This window comes from Mesorhizobium sp. M7A.F.Ca.US.005.03.2.1 (assembly GCF_003997795.1).
Classification (GTDB): Bacteria; Pseudomonadota; Alphaproteobacteria; order Rhizobiales; family Rhizobiaceae; genus Mesorhizobium; species Mesorhizobium ciceri.
Genome location: NZ_RZRP01000311.1, coordinates 1 through 6,649 on the forward strand (window position 1 = coordinate 1; position 6,649 = coordinate 6,649).

The 6,649-nt window shown below is 63.2% G+C and carries 5 protein-coding genes; 3 read left to right on the top strand and 2 right to left on the bottom strand.

What is annotated here, in order from left to right:
• Positions 1-270: 270 nt before the first annotated feature.
• On the bottom strand, positions 271-1,050 hold the full coding sequence (locus EN991_RS39905; RefSeq protein ID WP_164766078.1) for an RHS repeat-associated core domain-containing protein: 780 nt from the start codon (positions 1,048-1,050) through the stop codon (positions 271-273).
• 398 nt (positions 1,051-1,448) lie between these two features.
• Positions 1,449-2,195 (bottom strand): SDR family oxidoreductase, encoded by a 747-nt coding sequence (locus EN991_RS18230; RefSeq protein WP_127369261.1) that lies wholly within the window; start codon positions 2,193-2,195, stop codon positions 1,449-1,451.
• A gap of 315 nt (positions 2,196-2,510) precedes the next feature.
• Here EN991_RS18230 and zwf point away from each other — a divergent pair, with 315 nt between their 5' ends.
• From zwf to edd, 3 genes are all read left to right on the top strand, one after another.
• Positions 2,511-3,980, top strand: a complete 1,470-nt coding sequence (gene zwf / locus EN991_RS18235; protein WP_013530236.1) for a glucose-6-phosphate dehydrogenase — start codon at positions 2,511-2,513, stop codon at positions 3,978-3,980.
• Positions 3,962-4,678 (top strand): 6-phosphogluconolactonase, encoded by a 717-nt coding sequence (gene pgl, locus EN991_RS18240; protein ID WP_127369260.1) that lies wholly within the window; start codon positions 3,962-3,964, stop codon positions 4,676-4,678. Before zwf ends, pgl begins: the two co-directional genes overlap by 19 nt.
• A gap of 72 nt (positions 4,679-4,750) precedes the next feature.
• Positions 4,751-6,574 carry a phosphogluconate dehydratase gene (gene edd / locus EN991_RS18245; RefSeq protein WP_027162289.1) on the top strand — a complete coding sequence of 608 codons (1,824 nt, stop codon included), beginning with the start codon at positions 4,751-4,753 and terminating at the stop codon, positions 6,572-6,574.
• The last annotated feature ends 75 nt before the right edge of the window (positions 6,575-6,649 follow it).

A 6,649-nucleotide genomic window follows, 5' to 3' on the forward strand; every position in this document is an offset into this window, starting at 1 on the left:
ACTCAATCCAGTCAACTTTATTCTTGATGTTACTTTTCCGTTTCTTATGAAGATTGCCTCTGTTTCATATAAATCTCCTTCGCTTTTATTTTTATTGATTTTTGTTATTCCAAACTCAAATAAATCATCTGAGTTCAAAACTTCCAGCCTCTCCCGAAATAGAAATTTCATAGCTACATTTTCCATATTGGAAACGGCGGCAAGGGTTTCCCTGCCCTACAAGCGGCATATCTTTCACTGGCTATTGCCATACAAGCTGCATACCAATTTCTACCAGCTTTGGTTGTGCGCCCGCCACCACGCCCGAGGATAGCAATTGGCACTGTGCCTCATCAGCGGCAAGCTGTTCCTCACAAGGGTCGTCATCCGGCGGCCCAGCTGGCGGCGGAGGCGGAGGCGTCGTACGCCGTTCCGACGACATCGGGCAAGATTGTGGCCCTGGCTGCGGGGGGGACGTAAAACGCAGTCCAAGGGATTGCCACCCCAACACCACCATCGATTCCCTCCTGGACCTGGAACCCAATACAACCCGCTCGGATCCACCTTCATCAGCGGGCTGTTGCCGACATACGCCCACCTTGACGGCCCATTCGGCATACCGAGCGGATCGGGCTGCAGATAGCGCCCGATGGAAGCATCATAATGGCGGTGCCAATTGTAGGCCAGCCCCGTTTCCATCTGGAACCACTGGCCGGGGAAGCGTTGGTTGAGCGTCGCGGTGCCGCTGATGCTACGTACCTCGCCGAAGGGCAGATAGCTCGCCTGCCAGACGACATTGCGACCCTGGTCGGTCATCATGACCGGCCGCTTGAGCTGGTCGGTCAGCACGTAATAGAGTACCGGCGTCGTGCCGGCGTCGGCGACCATCGCCAGCGGCCTGCCTTCGACCCAGACGTATTCGGTGATCAGCGCGCCGGACGCATCGTATTCGGCGATCACATTGCCGTCGAGGTCGTGCACCATATGCAAGGTGGACGAGGCCGCGATGGTGCGAGACACCAGCCGCGACAGATAATCGTAGATGTAGCTGCCTGCCGCCGTACTGTTCACGGTGGCCGCCGAAAGCTGGCCGGCGGCATTGTAGCTGTAGGTCTTGGTGAGCTCCGGCGAGACGGTCGCGTCCTGCGTGACGTTGCCGGCAAGGTCCGACTGGAAGCCGCGGCTCGGTGCGCCGCCGGTGAGGATGCCGGTCAGCCGGCTGGAGCCGCCCTGAAGGCTGTAGGTATCGATAGAGGTGACGCCACCAATGGTTACGGTGCGCTGGGTGATGTTGCCGACACCGTCGATCGTATAGGTGAGGCTGCCCCACGGCCCATCGGCATTCTCGATGAAGCCGTTGGCCGTATAGGTGTAGGTCTCATTGTTGGCGGGGTTGATCCTCGATTGCCGTGAGATTGCGCTTGTCCTGGTATTGCAGCGGATGAGATCCTGGCCTGCTACCCAGGCGTTCAGATGCAGCGGCCGCCGTCGACCTCCAGCGCCACGCCGGTGATGAAGGCGGCTTCGTCCGAGGCCAGCCAGAGTGCGGCGTTGGCGATGTCGAGCGGCGTCGAGAGCCGGCCGAGCGGGATCGATGCGCGGAACTTCTCGCGGATTTCGGGTGTGTCGGCGCCCATGAATTTCTCCAGCATGCCGGTCTCGCCGGCAACCGGGCAGAGGCAGTTGACGCGGATGTTCTTCGGCGCCAGTTCCACCGCCATCGATTTGGTGGCGGTGATCGCCCAGCCTTTCGACGCATTGTACCAGGTGAGGCCGGGGCGCGGCCGCAGACCCGCGGTGGAGGCCGTGGTCAGGATGACGCCGCCGCCCTGCCGCTCCATGATCGGCACCACGGCGAGTGCCGCGTGATAGATCGCCTTCATGTTGACGGCGGTTATCAGGTCGAAGGTCTCCTCGTCGACATTGAGCATGTCGCCGTTGCGATGGGTGTAGCCGGCATTGTTGACCATGATGTCGATGCGGCCGAATGCGCTTTTGGCGGCATAGATCATCTCGTCGAATTCGGAGCGCAGCGAGACATCGGTCTGGGTCCAGATCGCCGCTTCGCCGATCTCGCCGGCGACGCGCTCCGCGTCCTTGGCGTTGAGATCGGCGACAACGACCCTGGCACCCTCCTGCGCAAAGCGCCTGGCGATGCCCTCGCCAAAACCGGACGCAGCACCGGTGATGACGGCAACCTTGTTTTCCAGACGCATGTTTTTCCCGCTCATGATTGATGACGATCAACCGGCGCGCCGATAGCGCACATCCGCGCGAACCCGTGGCTTCTGGCCGGATTGCTCGAAAGATGTGCGGCCATCGCCGATTTCTCCTTTGGCTTTCGCGTCGATCCCGCTCTATGCTGCAACTGCGAAGGCTTCCGGTGCCGCGCCTGTCGACAAGCCTCTGGGTCATCGGACTGTCAAGGGGCAGGCGCATACACCCAGATGTGACACCATGGCACTGGAAAATTTAAATCGATTAGATTATATCAGCCGCGTCACAGCGACCGGCGTCAGAGCGGACAGACCATGACCAGCCAGATCATCCCCGTCGATCCTTTCGACTTCATCATTTTCGGCGGCACCGGCGATCTGTCGGAGCGCAAGCTTCTGCCGTCGCTCTATTATCGCCAGCGCGACCATCAGTTTTCGGAGCCGACACGCATCATCGGCACCTCGCGCTCGAAGATGAGCGACGAAGAATTCCAGGCCTTCGCCAAGCAGGCGATCTCGGACCACGTCAAACCGGCCGACATCGACGCCAAGGAACTGAAGACCTTTCTGGCGCGGCTGTCCTACGTCTCCGCCGATGCGACGAGCGGCGCCGGCTTCGACAAGCTCAAGAAGGCGATCGGCGACAGCGACCGCATCCGCGCCTTCTACCTGGCGGTGGCGCCGGCGCTGTTCGGCGACATCTCGCACAAGCTGAAAGAGCACAATCTGATCACGCCGAACTCGCGCATCGTGCTGGAAAAGCCGATCGGCCGCGATCTCGATTCGGCACGCAAGCTCAACGACCTGGTCGGCGACGACTTCCACGAAAGCCAGATCTTCCGCATCGACCATTATCTCGGCAAGGAGACGGTGCAGAACCTGATGGCGCTGCGCTTTGCCAACGCGCTCTACGAACCGTTGTGGAATTCAGCCCATATCGACCATGTCCAGATCACCGTGGCCGAGACCGTCGGCCTGGAGGACCGCGTCACCTATTACGACAAGGCCGGCGCGCTGCGCGACATGGTGCAGAACCATATGCTGCAGCTCTTGTGCCTCGTCGCCATGGAAGCGCCGTCGTCGATGGATGCCGACGCCGTTCGCGACGAAAAGCTGAAGGTGCTGCGGGCACTGAAGCGCATCAACGGCAACGAAGCGCCGAAGCACACCGTGCGCGGGCAGTATCGCGCCGGGGCTTCGGCCGGCGGACCGGTGAAAGGCTATGTCGAGGAACTCGGCAAGGACAGCAACACCGAGACCTTCGTCGCCATCAAGGCCGAGATCGGCAATTGGCGCTGGTCGGGCGTTCCGTTCTATCTGCGTACCGGCAAACGGCTGGCGACGCGGGTTTCGGAAATCGTCATCGAATTCAAGCCGATCCCGCATTCGATCTTCGGCGACAGCGCCGGACCGATCTTCGCCAACCAGCTTGTCATCCGGCTGCAGCCGGACGAAGGCGTCAAGCAGTTCATCATGATCAAGGATCCGGGCCCGGGCGGCATGCGGCTGCGCCAGATTTCGCTCGACATGAGTTTCGCGCAGTCCTTCGACGGCCGCGCACCGGACGCCTATGAGCGGCTGATCATGGACGTCATCCGTGGCAACCAGACCCTGTTCATGCGCCGTGACGAAGTCGAGGCGGCGTGGAAATGGATCGACCCGATCCAGAATGCCTGGGAAAGTGCCAGGCAGGAGGCGCAGGGCTACACGGCGGGCACCTGGGGTCCATCGGCCTCGATAGCGCTGATCGAACGTGACGGGCGGACATGGCACGAGAGCAATTGAACAGCGCCGCCTACAGCTGGAACGGCTTCAGCGGGCGCCAGGAACTGGCGGCAGCCCTGGCCGGCCATGTTGCAGGCAGACTGACCAAGGCGATCGCCGAGCGCGGCACGGGGTTGCTCGCCGTCTCCGGCGGCACCACGCCGGCAAAATTCTTCGCCGCCCTTTCAGCGATACCCATCGCCTGGGACAAGGTGATCGTGACGCTGGTCGACGAGCGTTTCGTGCCGGCCTCCTCGCCACGCTCCAATGCCGGGCTGGTGGCCGCCAATCTGTTGCAGAACGCGGCCAAGGCGGCTCGTTTCGTGCCGCTCTATCACGAAGCCACCAGCATCGAGGATGCGGCCTCGTCCGACGATGCAGCGCTCCGATCCTTGCCCTGGCCGCTCGATGTCGTTGTGCTCGGCATGGGGCCGGACGGCCACACCGCCTCGTTCTTTCCCGATGCCGTCGACCTGGCAACGCTGCTCGACCCGTCTTCCGACAGGATCGTGCTGCCGGTTCATGCGGCAAGTGCGGGCGAGCCGCGGCTGACCCTGTCGCTGGCCCGCATCGTCGAAGCCGGCTTCATCGCGCTGCACATCGAGGGTGAGGACAAGCGTATCGCCTTCGACGGCGCGGTGGCGCCCGGGCCGCGAAAGCCAATCCGCGCCGTGCTCGACGCAGCGCAAAAGCCCGTAGAGGTTTTCTGGGCACCCTGATTCTCGATTTACACCGGGCCCGGCAAACGGCGGGAGGATGTTTCCGGGACCTCGCCTGAAAGGACCGATACCATGACCGCCAGACGCGACATCGAAGCCATCACCGAACGCATCCGCCAGCGCTCTAAGCCCGGCCGCGAGCGTTATCTCAGCCGCATAGCCGAGGCGTCGAACCGCGCCGCCAACCGGGCCGTTTTGTCGTGCGGCAACCTCGCTCACGGCTTTGCGGTGTGCAGCCCTTCGGAAAAGCTCGCGCTGGGCGCCGACAAGGTGCCGAACCTCGGCATCATCACCTCCTATAACGACATGCTGTCGGCGCATCAGCCGTTCGAGAGCTTCCCCGCGCTGATCAAGGATGCAGCCCGCGAAGCCGGCGGCATCGCCCAGGTGGCAGGCGGCGTGCCGGCGATGTGCGACGGCGTCACCCAGGGCCAGCCCGGCATGGAGCTGTCGCTGTTTTCGCGCGATGTCATAGCCATGGCCGCCGCGATCGGCCTGTCGCACAACATGTTCGACGCCGCCGTCTATCTCGGCGTCTGTGACAAGATCGTGCCGGGGCTGGTGATCGCCGCCCTCACCTTCGGCCATCTGCCGGCGGTGTTCATTCCGGCCGGACCGATGACATCAGGCCTGCCCAATGACGAAAAGGCCAAGGTCCGCCAGCTCTACGCCGAGGGCAAGGCCGGACGCGCCGAACTGCTGGAGGCCGAGTCCAAATCTTACCATGGACCGGGCACCTGCACCTTCTACGGCACGGCGAATTCCAACCAGATGCTGATGGAGATCATGGGCCTGCACACGCCGGGCGCGTCCTTCGTCAATCCAGGCACGCCGCTGCGCGAGGCTTTGACCCGCGAGGCGACCAAGCGGGCGCTGGCGATTACTGCGCTTGGCAACGCCTATACGCCCGTCGGGCGGATGATCGACGAGCGCTCGATCGTCAACGGCGTCGTCGGCCTGCATGCCACCGGCGGCTCGACCAATCACACCATCCACCTGATCGCCATGGCGGCGGCGGCCGGCATCGCCATCACATGGCAGGATATTTCCGACCTGTCGGAAGCGGTGCCGCTGCTGGCGCGGGTCTATCCGAACGGCCTCGCCGACGTGAACCATTTCCACGCCGCCGGCGGGCTCGGCTTCCTGATCCGCGAACTGCTCGACGAAGGCATCCTGCATGAGGATGTGCAGACGGTGTGGGGCGAAGGCCTGCGGCCTTATGCGGTCGAGGCAAAGCTCGGCGCCGACGGAGGCGTGGTGCGCGAAGCCTCGCCGCGGACAAGCGGCGACGAAAAGGTGCTGGCGCCTTTCAACAAGGCGTTCCAGGCGACCGGCGGCCTAAAGGTGCTGTCAGGCAATCTCGGCCACGCCGTCATCAAGACTTCCGCGGTGAAGCCGGAGCGGCGTGTCATCGAGGCGCCGGCCAGGGTCTTCGACAGCCAGCAAGGGCTGAACGATGCGTTCAAGGCAGGCACGCTGACCGGCGATTTCATCGCCGTCATCCGCTTCCAGGGGCCGAAGGCCAATGGCATGCCGGAGCTGCACAAGCTGACCACCGTGCTCGGCATCCTGCAGGACCGCGGCCAGCGCGTGGCGCTGGTCACCGACGGACGCATGTCGGGCGCCTCCGGCAAGGTGCCGGCAGCGATCCATGTCACACCGGAAGCGGTCGAGGAGGGTCCTATCGCCAGGATCCATGAAGGCGACATCATCCGGCTCGACGCCGATGCCGGCACGCTGGAAGTGCTGGTGCCGGCCGGCGATTTCGCGCTGCGCCGGACGGCGGATGCCGATCTCATCGGCAACGAGTTCGGGTTCGGCCGCGAGCTGTTTGCCGGCTTCCGGCAACTGGTCGGCCGCGCCGATCATGGCGCCAGCGCCTTCGGCACGGCCTGACGGCAGTTCTGCGCAACCCATGAAAAGGGGCGGCACTTGGCCGCCCTCTTGCGGTTGTGCATACGATTCTATTGC